Here is a 15702-nt window from a genome sequence, read left to right on the forward strand (position 1 = left end):
AACACATTCTTTCTTGTTTTCAATAGTACGATAGGGCATATCGAAACTAGCTTCTGTAATGGAGCAAAACGCTTCTGGAGAGATGCTCCTCTGGTATGAAATAGGCGACTATTTCATAGTAAGAGTGCTCGATGAAAGAAGAATCCTCACGCCTTTAGGCTGAGGAGTGTCAAAAAAGCGTCTACCCCATCTAATAGAATCAGCGCTGGTTTGTAGGCTTGGTTAATTTCAGCAATCATCAATCGTTGGTGAGGGGAAGAATGTAAATCCTGCATATAATTAAACGAATCCCCCGGCACATATTTGGCAACCATCCCCACGGAATTCTTCAGAGATAGGGTAAAATGACCACCAAAACGATGGGTTTTCAAGCAACAGGTATTAACAATTGCCCCAGAATCTAAAATTGGACGAGCAAAGGCAAAGCCTTTTTGCCAATGGGTTCCCTCGGCGGAAATATACTGCCATTGATCTGCATCCATCTCATCAAAAACAATCGTTTCTAAGCCATAGCGATCTGCCAATTGAAACACCTGTTTTTGTTCCATGGCTTGACGAGTATTTGCCATCCCGGAGCGATCGCCTATTGTAATTCCTTGGCTTCCAGCATTCTGTAACTCTTGCACTAGCGCCTCTAGGAGTTGAGTATCGGTGGCGGCTGGGGCGGGATCTCCGGTGTTATAGTTGGGCTTAAGAAATATAGTGCGATCGGAGAGTCCTTCAGGTTGTAGCAAGTCCAGTGCTTTTTGAGTTCCTGCAACTCGGTCATCGGTACGCACCAGAACCACTTTACTCACATTACCGGATGGAGACTGGGCGATGGGAGTGGGTGTGGTGGTGGGAACGGTTGCATCAACGGAAGCATCAGGTGTAGGCGAGGTGGAATTTACGGTTCTGCAAGCCGCAGGTAGAATCGATGTTCCAGCAGCTAATGCGGCTAAACGCAGAACACGGCGTCGTTTGTACTTGCGAGTGGAGTGATTGGGTTGCATGGTGGCTTGAGTTCAAAAACAACAGTTCTGAATTAAACTGGCTCAGTGCTAAAACCTGTTGATATCTTGTACCATTTTAAATCAGTCCGCATATTCGCCAAGAACTCAAGTTCTTGGCTAAAAGCTCAAGTCCACTAAAGTGGACTAAAACTCGTGTATCATGTCCAATTATTATTACCTTCTCTCTGGCAATCTTCCTACTTCCCTTCTTTCATCTGCTTTCTACCCTTTGCATTATCTTCATCAAAATTTAAGTATTCAACTGAACATAATATTATGGCTCTTCCGGACTTACTATAGCAAACTGTTAGTTAAAATGGCTCCAGATCTAGTTATACCGTGATTTTATGCCTCAACCGTCTAATTTAACTCAAAATAACGGACAAAAGCCTTGCTTAACAAGGTTTTTGTCCGTCGTCTGAGGCAATTTAGCATAATAAGTCAGGAAGAACCGAAAACAGCGATAAACTGGTATAAGAGTATTTAGTATGGCGAGTGTATGATCACCAATTCGATTGTTTTAGGTTACAAGAGCGTGAGTATATCCCGCTAGAACCAAATGAAAATGGTATTATTTGTCGTGAAATCTTTCCTGGCTTGTGGTTAAAACAACCCGCCTTACTCGCTGGAGATTTAACCAAGGTATTGGAGATCATCCAACAGGGGATAGCCACAGCAGAACATCAGATGTTTGTTAAGTCCTTATCGAGGGAGTAATCATGGGACGAAAAGCGAAACTAAAACAACTTCGACGCCAAAGTCAAGGACAAGAACAGTCGCCAATGTCAACACAACCAACCCACTTTGAGTCAACCCAATTCGTGCAACAACTTCAAGTTGAAGGTTATAAGCTTGATCAAGCACAGCATTCTCCAGACGTACCCTTGCCAAAGCCGTTAAAAAAACCCAATCCCCAGTTATAAGTATTTACAGCCAAACTTTAGGGTGCGTTAGCGAAGCGTAACGCACCAATCAATCCTTAATTAACATAGCAGTATCAAGGCAGGTTAAAATCTAAAGAGGACTTACAGAGGAAGCTGTGCCGTTTCCAACCAATCAAAAATTCGGTCTAATTGCTCTAAGGAAATGAGTCCATATTGCCACAACGTCATCGGTAATAGATTAGGACTCTCTTCCTGATGGCGTAAGGCTAAGGAAATCGCTGACGATGGAATCGCTAACTCCTCTCGTAAGAAGTTAATAAACTTGTCGAGTGCGGTAGATTTCATGGTTTTAGGTGTGGGGTACTTGGCGTCGGTAGTAGTAAGGTACACTTAACGGGGATCAAAAAGCCTCACCCATTAGAGTTATTCTTAGGAGTCACAATTCGCTAAATTTTTTGCTGCAATGAAACTTAACCAATTTGATCTGCCTGAGTTTGATTAGAGGTTGAGAGATAGTGTCCTACCTAACTGAAGAATCGATTACTAAAAGCGCTTAACTGCCATACAACCGTTGACCTGTCCCCGGAAGAAGTGTCAGCATTCTCGGATTAATACGCTCTCCCACGGTGACTTCAATCCTACCATCCCATTCTTCAATCGAGAGAACCTGATTATCCGATCCTTCATAATCAAAATATCGACAACGTTCTGCTGTGCGGCGCAACGTTGTACCCGTGCGCGTCATTTGAGCCACGCCAGATTCTACACAGCGATAGATATCTCCGCTAAAGTTTAGCTGCTTAGGGGGTTCTCCACTCACTTCTAACTGCTGCGTTGGCTCTAATAATGCCACTTCTACTCGGTCATCTTCATCCACAGAAAGCCAGCAAATACGATCTCCATCTTGCAATAAATACTCATACCAAGCATAGTCGCCTACATTATAAGTCAGTTGCCCTTCCACCACCCAATCTGTCCCCATGTATTGGACAATATCACCAACTTCCAGGGTAAAAACGGTACGTTCTTCCATGGGTAAACGCCGACTTTCACCGAGTCCTGATAAAAGTCCCCGTTGCTGAAGAACTAGCAAAACAACAGCAGTAGCAATAATTACAATAATTCCAATCCAAACAAATACCATCATCACAATTTACTAAGGATTAATACGCTGTCCAACGGGGGTCAGACTGATAACGCACAATCACAGGATGAGAGAGGCGATTCACCTGCACATTTCCTAACTGGACATCCCCAGGTAAATCAAATAAATGGTGCAAAATCGGCTCAGTCAGATACCGAGTTGACACCGATAATGTCAGCTTATCCGCTTGAATCGAGTGCCGCGACGCCAAGACAAAACCCCAGGGTCCAAAACTGGGAACATCCACCACATAAGGATGAGTCGATAATCCCACATCCGATAGCGTTGCCACAATACAGCTTAGAACATCTGGAGCAAAAAAAGGACTTGATGCTTGGGTGACAAAAATGCCATTCTCTGCCAATCGCGGTAATAAACGCTGGTAAAACCCTTCCGCATACAGCTTGGCAAGCACTTCTCGGTCAGGGTCAGGAAAATCAGCAATAATAATATCAAAGGTTTCATTTAAGGCAGGTGCTGTAACAAAAGCATCGGCGTTAATCACCTCAACACGAGGATCAGTTAACGCCCCCTCATTTAACCGCACCAACTGAGGATGAGACTGGGCTAACTTGACCACTTCGGCGTCTAACTCAATCAGCACCACTAGTTCCACGTCTTGCCACTTCAACACTTCCCGCACCGCCATCCCATCCCCTGCGCCCATGACTAGCACATGACGTCTGTTCTGACTCGCACTCATTGCCGGATGTACTAATGCTTCATGGTAGCGGTATTCATCCAGGGTAGATAGTTGCAAATCTCCATCTAAAAATAGTCGCAAATCTTGTCCCCGGCGCGTCAAGACAATCCGTTGATAGGGGGATTGAATGCGGGTAATTACGGGGGCTTGATACAGGGTATTTTCCAACCGATTACTGATGGGAATCGCGGCGGGTGCGGATAGCGTCAGCAAGACACCTAAACCTAAGCCTAGATATCCCCAACGGCGCAGCCGAGGAAAGTGCTGTCCAATGGCAAACACCATAAAGGCGGGTAATGCACCCAGAACAAAGGCGGCGGGAAATAAGCCAATTAAGGGTAGTAACAATACTGGAAACAGTAACGAACCTAACAACGCTCCCACATAATCCAGCGCCAAAACCCCAGCCAGCGCCTCCCGCACTCCCTCCTCTAATTCGAGCACTCGTGTCAGCAGGGGGACTTCTAAACCTGCCAAAATGCCCAGTAATATAGTTACCAGGAATAATCCCAACCAGAGGAAACCGTTGACAACAAATAGGGCAAATAATCCTAAGGGTAATAATGCCGTCAGGGGAGCCATTAGGAGTTCAACTTGAAGAAATGCCACCAGGAGTTGCCGTTGTTGGAGCCAAGGAGGGGACTTGGGCGCGATAAATTGACTTAAGTAAGAGCCAATTCCCATGGCTGCCAAAAAGCCGCCGATAGCTACTCCAAAAGACAGCGCCTGATTGCCCACTAAATAGCTAGCCAGGGTTCCGAGCAACAGTTCAACCGCCAGTCCACAGCTAGAGGATACCGCCGCCGCCGCTAAGAGTAGCCGACGTTGATGGCGATTTAATGATGCAACTGGGGGTTGAGTTACGGGTTCAACATTGGAGTTGTCTGTGGAGACTCCCTGATGTGCCATGAATTTTTAGTCAGTTATCGTTATCAGTGCGTCGTCATTTGTCAAGGAACAGGGGGATAAGGGAGGGCGGGTTTTGAACAAAGGTTATCGTCAACAGCGCCACAACATTCCCTAAACCCGCCCCTACAGACGTGTTATGGCATGTCTCTACTCAAAATTCAACATGTCCTATTTTCCTGCACTCGGACCGCCGCCACGAAACTCTCCATAAGACGAGCGATTGGGTAAAAGAATCCATGTTCCTCCCCGATATTGACCCGATAATCCTGTTCCATGTCGGGGCCAATAGTTGTCCTGTTTATCGGCTCGCAGGACGAGGGCAGAACGCTGTGTATAACCTGCCGTAATTGTCAAGAGGGCGATCGCGATCGCAGCCCCAGCAAAAATCTTAGTTAACATCTGTGAAACTCCTAGGATGAACAGAGTTTTGAGTTCTCAGTTAGACAGTCAAAGAGTGCTTGATCAGGGGTGTTTATCTTGGGGATAATCCGATAAAGGAGATGGGCGAATGTGAACAACCTCAACGGGAACCAGAGTGCGGTTGCGATCGCGCACTGTCAGCGTAGTCTGATCCACGGGTGCATCTGGCATCACATCGACATGAAACCCGTAGGAACTGCGAGGTTCTAAGGTGAAAAAACATTGGACTTGACCCTTCGCCGATTCCACCTTGCCATCTTCTTCTTTAAAGCTTAGAGGCATAGGCAAAGCACGGGCATAGACTTGTTCTCCATAAGCATCATTAATCACCAGACGTGCGTTTAGCTGTCGCGGTGAGGTTTCGTCAGATTTGACATTGATCTTGACCCGCACTAGCTGATCAGCCCCTCCCACCGTAGCGCGTCCACTGGGATCGCTATCTTGAATTGTTTTCGCGATCGCGACTTTCCCAGAAAAGGGTGTGGCAATGATCGCCATAATCCCTAGAATTCCCGAACCAATTAAACCTGACCCCAAATAGCGCGTATCAACAACCCCATTTTCCACTCTCACCTTAAATCCCACGGGTTGTTCGAGTTCTTGTCCAGAGGTATTGCCATAGTCCAACACAGCAATTGCCACGGTGATTTTCTCATTTTTCTTTGCCTGAACGTCGAGTCCTCCCTGCAAATCCGACTCATACCAAGTACCCGATTCACCATCTTCGTACCACGTCCCCGACTCACTCCAGGCTTCTTTCATCGCTGAGGCGATCACTTGCCCATTTTGGTCAAGAATTTGAATTTCGTAGATCACCCACTGATTCGTTGACAGCCAAGCCTCCACATCAATCCGCAAAGCACCGATAAGCTGAGGCTGCAGTTGTATCGACTCCAGTTGAACCGATTCCTCTGGCTCAACGTATACTGTCTGTGACATCAACCTTTTATGGAAAAACTGAGCCACAACAAACGCTAGTAGCACTAACCCTGCTGTTCCCAGAGCAATGTAAGACCAGAGATCGACAAAACGACCGGTTCGCTGAGTTTGGGTAGTGACTGGCATTGGCTTGAAGTTCAATTCAAATTTTTCAGGGAACTGAAACAGGTTGTCTCAGTCCATTATCGAATACGAATCCGGATTCCCGAAGAGCGATCAATCACATCTGAGCTGTGGATGGGGACTCTACCTGATCGAGATCGGTGTCTGGCAGACCGAGTTGTATCAATAATCACAGGATCAACCAAGATAGAATCCGAAATAGTCGAATTGATAATTGTGGGGTTAATTAGCGTAGAATCACGAATGGTTCCCCGAATCGGCTCTTGATACCGAGTATAGTCGCGATCGCGATAGTTGCGATCGGATGAACCTTCAGAGGAAAAGGCACAAGGTTGACCTGTGACCCGATTCATGGGTATCGGTGATGGAATGGGGCTACCGTAAATAACCGAAGTACAGCGCGATGACTGAATCGGTCTAGCCTCTACAGCGCTATTCCCCACTATCATCCAAGCCACTCCCACGGTTAAAGGCGTGAGCATGATGTTCAGCCAACGGCGTTGTAGGAGAGAAAGTTTCAGCATCGTTTCACCTCAAAATATGTTACGTAGCCATTCAGCGATTCACTGAAGCGCAAAAATTTATCCCGTATCCGGCGATCCTGTTTCCTTATCAGTGTACCTATCCCACTGAATCCGGCTGTCAATCCCAGCTTAAGTGAATTTCAGATTGACTTGTTAGTTCCTTTGCGCTTTAATTCCTTCAGGTTTTCGTGTAATTTCAAGATATAAGCCTAGAGCCAGATCTAACTTCACCCAATGGCACGAATCAGTGTCTCGATGATGTCAAGTTTTTGACCAATGACCAATGACCAATGACAAAGAACAATTCCGCATCGAATACCAAACTGGAAAAGCTACCTTTGAGCGGGGTGACTATCGCGCTGCGGTGAAGCACCTCGAAAAAGCCTGCGCTTTGATTAACCGCAATTCTCGTTTAGGGGGAGAGGCGCAAATGTGGCTTGTTACAGCTTATGATGCAGCCGGACAACAAACTGACGCGATCGCGTTAGGTCAGCAACTGACAAAGCATCCTGACCTGGATATTCGCAAACAGTCTACCAGCTTACTCTACATCCTACAAGCCCCCCAGCTCAAGCGACCTGAGGAATGGATGACCAAGATTCCCGATTTAGGTGCTATTTCTGAAAGTGATCCCATAGATCGTCGGGGTAGCGGGGTGACTAGAAGCAATCCCAGTTTGAAAAGACAAATTGAATCGGATGCGATCGATATGAGTCAGGTTAATACCAAAGATAATCAATTTATCTGGGTGGCTCTGGTTGTTATTGCCGTATTAGTGGGTGGACTTATCTGGTGGGGAGTGTGACATCCCTGAAGGGGTGATCTGATGAAATTATCTGAATGTTTTCTATAAATCTGTGAGCAGCCTTGCCTTTCTGAGGATAAAGGTAAGAACTGTCTCTTCTCTAGAAATGATGTCAGCTCTACCTTCCATGCCGGATTGGATGGTACATTGGCGTTCACCAGCAATTAGAGATAGGGTTTCTGGCTGAATCGTCACTTCGTAGGTGCCAGCAACAGCACTAGCACCACTGCCTGGAGACGCACTGACACCATTACCTTGAGGTGCGATCGCGTCTGGAGAAATGGTGCTAACTGTACATGGAAGCGTGCCGTAGTCGGGATAAGGGCAGGCAGAAACCCGCATTTGCACCCGTTGACCTGTTTCCACTTTACCGATATCTTGAGATGGCACGGAGGTTTTGATGACCAAAGGAGCTTCACTCGGGGCAATTTGCGCGATCGCTTCTCCAGAACTAACCACTTGTTCGGTGTTGCGGAGATTGAGTTGCTGGATAATGCCAGATGCCGAAGCACGAATCACTGTGCCAGTCAGTTCGGTTTCGATTTGTTGGAGTTCTTGTCTATCCCGGTTGAGTTGGTTCTGAATTTCAACCTGACGTTGGATAAGCTGCTCTCGTTCTTGGTTTAATCGGGATAGGCTGGCTTCCCCAGTAGCCCGTTCTTGGGCGATTTTCTCCTTAGCTATTGCTACACCTGCATCACTGGGATTGAGGTTAACTAATGCCCCAAGCCGTCTGGCTTGGGCAGCATTGACGGCTGATGAAAGCCTTTCGATGTCTTGTTTTTGCGCCTCGACGGTGGCTTTTTGGGCTTCCAAGGCTTGTTCTTGTTGAGTAACGGAGAGTTGGGCTTCCTCAAATAGATCCAGAGAAAGAGCGCCAGATTCAGCAATGGGTTTATAGCGATCGCGTCTTTTTCTGGCGGCGTTTAATGCGGCTTCGGTTGAGTTTAAGTTGGCTTCGGCTGATTTAAGCAGAGCCTGAGTTTTTTGTAATTCCTCTTGGGCTTGCTTGAAGTTGGCTTCGGCTTCTTGAACCTGGGTTTGAGTGGTAATTTGCCTGTCTCGATAGTCCCGTTGGGTACGGCTGAGTTCAGCTTGCGCGGAGGTAATGGTGCCCTTGGTGCGATCGCGTTCAGCAGTAATCTGCCTATCGAGAGCAATAATCTGGGCGTCGATTTGCGTGAGTTGTTGTTGATTTTGTTTAATATTACTTTGCAGTTGGCTTTTTTGGGTTTGCAGGCGGGAATCATCGATGGTGGCAATAATATCCCCTTGTTTGACGGGTTGATTTTCTTTCACTTCAATGCTTTCGACGCTTCCCTCTGTTGCCGTCTGCACGAGGCGCAGTTCACCAGCAGGACGAATGGTAGCAGGGGCTTTAACGGTAATTTTGTACTCTGTCAAAGCGGCAAGAGCAATAGTTACGCCAAAGGTTCCCACTAGAAACAGTCCGCCTAGGGTTGTCCAACGACTGATAGGAGGCAGAAACTCGTCGCTTTTGACAATCGGTAAAGAGGTTTCATTAATGTTCATTTTTTTATTGTTAATTGGCAAGGCACTCAATCATTAATTCATTCTCAATGTTTATTTTTAATCTTATTTATACTCCATCCCAGTTTCCCATCCCCCTTGTATATTAAACTAAATAATTCATTCTCTCCAATGGATTTCCTGGTTGAGACAGTAAATCTGACTGATTGCCTTGATACTTAGCATGACCATTTTCTAAAAAAATAATCCAATCTGCTCGCTGAATTACTCTAGGGCGATGGCTAATTAGAATCGTTGTTTTTCCTTGGCGATAGAACAGTAAATTATCTAATACTTGGGTTTCATTTACAGAATCTAGAGCTGATGTTGATTCATCTAACATTAAAATAGGTGGATCAGTAATAATTCCTCTCGCTATCGCCAAGCGTTGCTTTTGTCCACCTGACAGATTAGCACCAAATTCACCGAGTACTGTTTGATATTTATCAGGTAATTTACTGATAAATTCATCAGCTTTAGCAATTTGACAGGCTTTAACAATATCCTCAAAAGTTGCATCGGGTGCAGCTAACCGCAAGTTATCAATAATGGTACGACTCCAAAAATGAGCATCTTGGGACACTAAAACGACCTGTTTTCGCAGGCAGTCTAGAGAGAGGTCGTCTTGGTTATAAATGCTATAGCGGATATTACCGGATTGGGGCTTGTATAACCCGGAAATTAGTTTTGCCAGAGTGCTTTTCCCACAACCGGATTCACCAATAATGGCAATGACTTTCCCACCTGGAATTGTGAAAGAGAAGTTCTTCAGTAAGTCCACTCTACCAGGATGGTGAAAATTGAGAGTTGTACAAGTAATCTCTGCATTATCCGGAAGGGTTGCCCAGGCTTTTTGAGGATCATCCTGAGCTTCTGGAGTCGCATCAATCACTTCAGTAAGTCGTTGAGTCGCTAGTTGAGCGCGGATGAAGGGATTGATAAAGCTTAAAACGTTAATGATTAAGGTAAAGAAATTTCCACTTAGGCTATTAAACGCTAACAATTGTCCGATACTTAATCCTTGACGAATAACCAGTGTACTACCAAACCAGAGTAATAGAATGCTACCATTTCTGTAGAGAAATCCGGATAAGGTCGTGCTAACAATTGCCATTTGCATTGCTCGGAAACTCAGGTATGCTTGTTCCCCATAGCGCCGCTGGAATTCTTCCCAAAAGGACGGAGCAGAGTTAGTACTTTTGAGGGTGATCGCCCCTTTGAAGGTTTCGACTAAAACTCCTTGATTTTCAGAGGATAAAACCAACAACCGACGCATTTTATTGCGAATGAGTGGGAATAACACCAGAGTCGAAAAAATCATCAAGCCAGCAACTCCCAAAGAAACAAGGGTGAGTACCCCACTGTAGAAAATCATAAACCCTAGAGAAAAGGCGGCAATAAAAATTTGACTGGGTAAGGTGACACCCACCTGAGAAATCAACATATTGATATCTTGAATATCCCGCAAGCGGCTACTAATTTCTCCACTGCGTCGGAATTCGTAGTAGGAGAGGGGTAAACTTAGAATTGCCCTGCCAAATTCTAAGATTAAATCTAACTCTAGGCGTTGGGCAAAGTGAGCAATTAGGTTAGATTGCAAGAATCTTAGCCCCATAGCCATTAAGTTCATCACGAATACAGCGATCGCAATCCCCCTTAATAAGTCCGTATCGCGTCGGATTAGTACCTCATCGGTGAGAATTTGGATAAAAAAGGGAGACGTTAGGGATAGCAAACCAATTACCAGGTTCAGCAGCAACGCTTCAGTCAGAAGGGGGCGATAGTTCCAGATTCGTCCCACCAACCGCCACAAACTGCTGACCTTATTTCGATCATCTGGAGCTTGGTAAAACTCAGGACGTGGTTCGAGTAACAGCATGGCACTATTATTCCAGCCTGAAACCAGTTCTTCTCTAGATACGGTGCGAATTCCCGCTGCTGGATCAGCAATAATATACTTTCTGCCTCGTCGCCCATACAAAATGACCCAATGATTACCCTTCCAGTGAATAATTCCAGGTAGAGGAAGGCTATTTCTGTCAACTAATTCTAAAGGAACTTTCACGCCGCGTGCATTGAAGCCAAGTAATTTTGCACCCTGCTTAAGGTTAAGCATCGTTGTACCAAGTTGACCTGTTCCCGTCGCTTCACGGGTGCGAGTAATACTAAAAATTTGCCCATAATGTTTGGCAACGGATGCCAGACAAGCTGCGCCGCAGTCTTCTATGCTATGCTGCCGAACAAGAACTGGAGATTTCATAGACGTTTTCCAAGTCATTTAATGACAAATCTTTATGGCGTTATCCCTAGGTAGAATCAGGTGAAGCGTCACCCTAGAAAACAAAAATTAGTAGGTTTGAAATCCCTTCCCTATCCCATAACGCACCGTCCGAAATTCCACGCGGTTTGTATCTGGGTCATAAAGCGTATAAGTGGCTTTTCCGGGTTCTCGTCCCACATTACCCACCCCAATTATCCGCCGGGGAGATACTGTCGCTGTCTGAACTGGCTGTTGACTGTCAAGAGTGGTTACTTGGGAGGAGACGGAACCCCCTTGCAGTTCGTACTCAAACGTTAAACCTGACCGACCGCAAAATAGGTTATTCGCACCTATACGCATTAAGCGATCGCACAATTTCCAAGGGGGTGTCTGAGGAGTCAGTTTATCATCCACACTCACACTACTCCCATGAATCAGCAAGCAATCGAGTTCAAAGAAACCAAAATCTAGAGAACGAATCCATTCAACAGTTTGACGAGAAACGCTATCCCAAAGCAATTTGACAGCATCAGCACCATAGTATTCAATCAGTTGAGTCGGTTCGCCTGTAGTCCCCAATCCATACAGAATCAAACATTGTTCCTCCCACCAACCCGTACAAATATTAGGAATCGGTTCATTCGATTTAGGAGAACGAATTCGCTGCACTACCCGTTCACTCTCCGGTCTAGAACCAATAAAATCTCCCAAGATATAGATATCCTCTACACATTTTTTCTGGCGTTTAATATCAGCTAACACGGCTTCATAAGCCGCGATATTCCCTTCAATTCCACTTAAAATTGCCCAGTTTTTCATTGGTTATTCCTTAGGCGTCAAGTATCAAGCTCTATTCGAGTCAGAACTGACGCAAAACCTATACACTGTTTACGTTTTAATAGTGAAGCGGCACCTATTGCACCAAACGCTAATAGGCTTATTGCAGAATCAGGTTCAGGCACTGACTGCCGACCATTGATGTAGTATTGCGTCTTATCCCAAACCTGCCCTCCGATGGTTCGCCCCAAAACCCTTCCATTTAGATCTCCATCGAGAAAGTGGATACCACCATATAACCGAGAAATTCCGGCTTCATCAGCAGCTTCTGAAAAGGTATTCCAGCAAAGCAGTACGTTATTTGCTGGCGTACCCGTTTCAAAGGCAGAGCTATTTGCTGGTTGGATATGGCACGCGCCGAAGTAATCACTTTCTGTAAACCGTTTAAGAATCTCAGCACTAGCGGCGCTGAAAGTACTGTGTCCTGATACATATTCGGCAAAAGGAGGCGTGACAAAGCTAATCTTCTGGTAAGGCAACCAGGCTGAACCATCGATCCACTGGGAGCCTTGATTAGGACCAGCCCAAGCGTAGATTTCTTGAACGCCCCTGTCTGGATTGGTACGGACATAGGGGTGATTATCAGGTAATAGATGGTTCTGTGCCAGATATCGGATGGCTGTCACCGGACGGACGTAATCATAGAATCGTTTGGCATCCCAAGCCGCGATCCCAGCGTCAAAGACAGCGTTGCCTAAGGCAAAGAACATCTTCACATCATCGTCAAGATTGTGCATATCTCTCTGAGAGATATACTCGCCAAAAAGGTGCCAGTGACCGGGAGGCAGTACAGTTGCCGGACCGTCTGCCCAGTACTCAGCGACTACTTTTTGCTCGTCCGTGAGTTCGGCGCTGTACTCAATGACTTGTAAAGCCTGATCGATGTACTCCTGAGTGCCAAACTGCGCTGGGGGGGGAGGTAAAAATTGATCGCCAGATGTCAGGGCAAAGGGGGTCACCTCTCCCCAGTGGGGTGTAAGCCACTTTTGAACGGTCACGCCATTGTTTACGCTCAACGGTTGCCAGCGATTCGGGTCATTGACCGTATCCCAGGTGTTGACTGGCACATAGCTACTGGTGTCAGCGTAACCGTTTAATTGGTTTGAACCATCGTTGTGCCGGACATTAAGTAAAGCCTGGGCAACGACGTTACCAATTCCAGCCGCCTTACTCGTGTCGATGGTTGGGGTGTAAGTATAAGTCAGGCTAGTCATCAGGTCATCAAATAAAGAAACCTGAGATGGGAATAGGTCTGCCAGTGTGGTGTAGGCAGCATAGCTGATTGCCTCGCTTTTGTTTTCATCGGTAATGAACTCCTCACAGACTTGGAGAGTATCTCCCAATTGAGTGCCAATTGCTATTGGGTCGTAGGCAGCCCAGGCATCGAAGATACTGGTATGTACAATGCCGAGAACCCGCGATACTGGCGTGGGTCCAAGATTTGTATTGCTAATTGCCTGTAGAGTGACGTTGTTCCATTTGGCAACTACAGTCGCATCATCACTCAAGGTAAAGCCACCCAAGGTAACAGCTTTGGCTGGCAACCCAAGGAATAAGCTTGCTACTGCTACTCCAACGGATAAGTATGATTTGATTCTTTGTTGTGTGTGCAGTTCATGGAGAGTCTTGCACCTAAAAATTGGGTTTTTCATGCTAAATATGGGAGTACTACAGTTAATAGTTATCGCGCACAAATATGAGTCGGGTCATCCGCTTTTTCTGCATACTCTAGCCCTTGTGCCAGCCGCCATGCAAAGATAGGAGGTAAACCTTTAGCAATAATGGCAGCACAGGTTTTTTTGTAGTCGTACTCAACCTCTCTGAGCGTTACCTGTTCGGTGTCAGTGTCATAAATGACATAGGTGGCATTAGGACGCCCGTGACGTGGTTCTCCTACGGAACCTACATTAACAATACGTTTGAGGGGAGCATTAAACATTTGCTGTTGTTGCTGTCCCTCTGCCCTAATCTTGACTTGTAGTTGCCCTGCTTCCAGAGTACGAACATAAGGTACATGGGTATGCCCACAGAAGAGGACATCTGCATCCACTGACAACACTCGTTCTGAGGCTAGGAATGCATCTAATGTTGGCAACAAATACTCATGGTTGCTGTGAGGACTACCGTGAACAAAACAGAGGTTCCCTTCTTTTAAACTATGAGGCAATTGAGCTAAAAATTCTCGTATTTCCGGGTAAATTTCCTGGTTAGTCCATTCATGGGCAAGGTGTCCTCGTTTTTCTGCTAATACTGAAGGATAGGAGCATTCACAGGCGTTTAGCCCTTCTACAACATCTTCATCCCAACATCCCTGGCAGGTGGGAATATCTAACGAGCGAATTTGTTCGACTACGGCATTGGGATAAGGACCATAACCCACCAAGTCACCCAGACAAAAAATTTTGTCAGCGTTTTGGCGATCAATATCCAATAAAACGGCATCTAAGGCTTCGTAATTACCGTGAATGCAAGAGATAACAGCGAGTTTCATACTTCCTCTAAGTCTTCTTCTAATGATTCTTGGATTTGTTTTTGGTAGTGATAAATGGCAGCATCGGATAAGCAACAATCTTTTAAGGTTTGAGAAATTGCTTTTTTATCCAATTCAATTCCGACCACTTCAATCCCACTAAAGCGCTGAGGATGCCCTTCTAACCAACGGGGAACAGTTAACTCGGTGTAGGTACTATCGGGCATTCCCGCGACACAATCAAAGTAGAAGGCTCGTCCGTCAGCTAGGTCAAAAATTCCTTTCGCTCGGTTAACGTTACCATAGGCTCCTTGAGTTAGCTCGTACCAGAAGACATTCAAACTCGCGGGATCAAGAACTTGACCGCTAATTGGCGCACGCCAAAGCTCCGATTTTCCTTCCGTGGATTCAACTGTAACTCCCGGTACAACTTCGTCCGCCCAAGCGTGCCATTCCGTATTCTGTACGTTTGGTGGCATCAAGGCAACGCGATGAATTGAGAGTTCATCTAACACAGATAATGCTGGCTCGACTGATGCTAAATCTACATGAAATCCCAGTTCTATATAGGTAATCAGCTCCGCCGCCGCCAAGTCTAACAACCGATTTTCCTCTCCTTCCTTGAGGATTTTAACAGCAGGAAACTCAGCAGCAATGCAGGTCATGTCAATGGGAACCGGGTCAGAACCAGGACTGAAATACTGCACGGGTTGGTTGGTAATGGCTAGCTGTTGTCGAATCCAAGTGGTTTTTCCTGCTCCTGGTAAACCAGCGACAGCAATAATCATTGAGGTCATTTTAGATAATGATTATCATTATAAATGAACAAGTCACTCGATTCAATGTGAGGAAGTCATAAAAGGAGGTGCTAACAGCAACACTGGGGGAACGCGCTGAGGTTCCGCTAATCGCAAGAGTCCGTAACCAATACCTGCCAATCCCATCATTAACCCCGGTGTTTCAACACCCAATAGCGTTCCACAACGCCAGCCATGCTGATTGATACTTTCTAAAATCATGGCGGTAATAAGCTGCTACGCAGCTTAATTGTATAATATAAAGACAAGGTAAAGAGCGCGGTCGCCAGGATATGCCAGCTAAAAATCATCTGTCTCAAGAGCAGAAAGAAAGACTGATTAAACTCCTAAAGGAAGCTAATGAG

Annotated in this window: 17 protein-coding genes; 3 read left to right on the forward strand and 14 right to left on the reverse strand. The window is 45.9% G+C overall.

Translation table 11 applies throughout. The features are described 5' to 3' along the window. Positions 1 to 146: 146 nt before the first annotated feature. A complete protein-coding gene (locus RLO19_RS03615) occupies positions 147 to 992 on the reverse strand; it encodes a DUF362 domain-containing protein (RefSeq protein ID WP_446353920.1) in 846 nt (281 codons plus the stop codon). A 495-nt stretch (positions 993 to 1487) separates the two neighbouring features. On the opposite strand from RLO19_RS03615, the gene RLO19_RS03620 reads away from it, so the two are divergent. Both RLO19_RS03620 and RLO19_RS03625 read left to right on the forward strand, forming a co-directional pair. Beyond that, the gene (locus RLO19_RS03620; RefSeq protein WP_446353921.1) at positions 1488 to 1709 is read left to right on the forward strand and encodes a hypothetical protein; all 222 of its coding nucleotides are present in this window, start codon (positions 1488 to 1490) and stop codon (positions 1707 to 1709) included. A 2-nt stretch (positions 1710 to 1711) separates the two neighbouring features. Next, positions 1712 to 1915, forward strand: coding sequence for a hypothetical protein (locus tag RLO19_RS03625; protein WP_446353923.1), 204 nt, complete (start codon positions 1712 to 1714; stop codon positions 1913 to 1915). 102 nt (positions 1916 to 2017) lie between these two features. Here the strand turns inward: RLO19_RS03625 and RLO19_RS03630 are convergent, their stop codons facing one another. From RLO19_RS03630 to RLO19_RS03655, 6 genes are all read right to left on the reverse strand, one after another. Further along, entirely contained in the window at positions 2018 to 2221 is a 204-nt protein-coding gene (locus RLO19_RS03630; protein WP_446353925.1) for a DUF2949 domain-containing protein, read from the reverse strand. Positions 2222 to 2429: 208 nt separating this feature from the next. Beyond that, positions 2430 to 3020: a DUF4178 domain-containing protein gene (locus RLO19_RS03635; RefSeq protein ID WP_446353949.1), complete on the reverse strand. Its 591-nt coding sequence runs from the start codon at positions 3018 to 3020 to the stop codon at positions 2430 to 2432. 19 nt (positions 3021 to 3039) lie between these two features. Continuing rightward, a complete protein-coding gene (locus RLO19_RS03640) occupies positions 3040 to 4632 on the reverse strand; it encodes a polyamine aminopropyltransferase (protein ID WP_446353927.1) in 1593 nt (530 codons plus the stop codon). Positions 4633 to 4800: 168 nt separating this feature from the next. Continuing rightward, positions 4801 to 5031, reverse strand: coding sequence for a hypothetical protein (locus RLO19_RS03645; protein ID WP_446353929.1), 231 nt, complete (start codon positions 5029 to 5031; stop codon positions 4801 to 4803). A 63-nt stretch (positions 5032 to 5094) separates the two neighbouring features. Then, complete coding sequence (locus RLO19_RS03650; protein WP_446353931.1) at positions 5095 to 6117, reverse strand: hypothetical protein; 1023 nt, start codon at positions 6115 to 6117, stop codon at positions 5095 to 5097. A gap of 56 nt (positions 6118 to 6173) precedes the next feature. Then, entirely contained in the window at positions 6174 to 6638 is a 465-nt protein-coding gene (locus tag RLO19_RS03655) for a hypothetical protein (RefSeq protein WP_446353933.1), read from the reverse strand. Between the two features lie 283 nt (positions 6639 to 6921). Between RLO19_RS03655 and RLO19_RS03660 the strand changes: the two genes are divergently transcribed. After that, on the forward strand, positions 6922 to 7443 hold the full coding sequence (locus RLO19_RS03660) for a hypothetical protein (protein ID WP_446353934.1): 522 nt from the start codon (positions 6922 to 6924) through the stop codon (positions 7441 to 7443). A 42-nt stretch (positions 7444 to 7485) separates the two neighbouring features. Here the strand turns inward: RLO19_RS03660 and RLO19_RS03665 are convergent, their stop codons facing one another. The 7 genes from RLO19_RS03665 to RLO19_RS03695 form a co-directional block, all read right to left on the reverse strand. Beyond that, entirely contained in the window at positions 7486 to 8976 is a 1491-nt protein-coding gene (locus tag RLO19_RS03665; protein ID WP_446353936.1) for an HlyD family efflux transporter periplasmic adaptor subunit, read from the reverse strand. Between the two features lie 103 nt (positions 8977 to 9079). Beyond that, positions 9080 to 11233, reverse strand: coding sequence for a peptidase domain-containing ABC transporter (locus RLO19_RS03670; protein WP_446353938.1), 2154 nt, complete (start codon positions 11231 to 11233; stop codon positions 9080 to 9082). Positions 11234 to 11320: 87 nt separating this feature from the next. Further along, positions 11321 to 12052, reverse strand: coding sequence for a metallophosphoesterase family protein (locus RLO19_RS03675; protein WP_446353939.1), 732 nt, complete (start codon positions 12050 to 12052; stop codon positions 11321 to 11323). A gap of 17 nt (positions 12053 to 12069) precedes the next feature. Further along, positions 12070 to 13614 (reverse strand): vanadium-dependent haloperoxidase, encoded by a 1545-nt coding sequence (locus RLO19_RS03680; protein ID WP_446353941.1) that lies wholly within the window; start codon positions 13612 to 13614, stop codon positions 12070 to 12072. A 137-nt stretch (positions 13615 to 13751) separates the two neighbouring features. Then, positions 13752 to 14561: a metallophosphoesterase family protein gene (locus RLO19_RS03685; protein WP_446353943.1), complete on the reverse strand. Its 810-nt coding sequence runs from the start codon at positions 14559 to 14561 to the stop codon at positions 13752 to 13754. After that, on the reverse strand, positions 14558 to 15337 hold the full coding sequence (locus tag RLO19_RS03690) for a GTP-binding protein (RefSeq protein WP_446353945.1): 780 nt from the start codon (positions 15335 to 15337) through the stop codon (positions 14558 to 14560). The genes RLO19_RS03685 and RLO19_RS03690 overlap by 4 nt, the downstream gene beginning before the upstream one ends. Positions 15338 to 15379: 42 nt before the next feature. Next, complete coding sequence (locus RLO19_RS03695; protein ID WP_446353947.1) at positions 15380 to 15559, reverse strand: lanthionine synthetase LanC family protein; 180 nt, start codon at positions 15557 to 15559, stop codon at positions 15380 to 15382. Positions 15560 to 15702: the final 143 nt, after the last annotated feature.

Source organism: Coleofasciculus sp. G2-EDA-02 (assembly GCF_040226375.1).
Classification (GTDB): Bacteria; Cyanobacteriota; Cyanobacteriia; order Cyanobacteriales; family Coleofasciculaceae; genus Coleofasciculus.